The sequence below is a fragment of the Paraburkholderia sp. BCC1885 genome (assembly GCF_900996235.1).
GTDB lineage: Bacteria > Pseudomonadota > Gammaproteobacteria > Burkholderiales > Burkholderiaceae > Paraburkholderia.
Genome location: NZ_CAAJGM010000131.1, coordinates 1 through 470 on the forward strand (window position 1 = coordinate 1; position 470 = coordinate 470).

The following is a 470-nucleotide window of genomic DNA, read 5'->3' on the forward strand; positions in this document are numbered from 1 at the left end:
CGGCGGCGCACCGCGCCGCGCCGTTCGCATCGATGTCGTCGCGGCGTGCTTCGCGCCGCGATGGCCCGTCGTGCGCCCGCTTCCCGTTTTCCTTTCCCGCCAAGAGGTTCCCGATGCCGTCTCCGTTTCGCGCCGCGTTCGCGCGCCCCCGTTTTTCCGCGCGCCGCGCCGGCGCCTCGCTGCTGGCCGCGACGCTGGCCGTCGCCGGCTTCGGCGCCGCCGCGCCGGCCCATGCCGAGGGCAAGATCCGCATCGCCGAGCAGTTCGGCATCGTCTACCTGATGCTGAATGTGGCGCGCGACCAGCACCTGATCGAGCAGGAAGGCAAGAAGGCAGGGCTCGACATCCAGGTCGACTGGGTCAAGCTGTCGGGCGGCGCGGCCGTCAACGATGCGGTGCTGTCGGGCGCGGGGGACATCGCCGGGGCCGGCGTGGGGCCGCTGCTGACCGTATGGGATCGCACCCACGGC

1 pseudogene is annotated in these 470 nt (G+C 72.8%); it reads left to right on the forward strand.

Annotated features, from left to right (window positions below):
* Positions 1 to 113: 113 nt before the first annotated feature.
* Positions 114 to 470 (forward strand): annotated as a pseudogene (locus FQ755_RS13665) (ABC transporter substrate-binding protein); the annotation flags it as partial.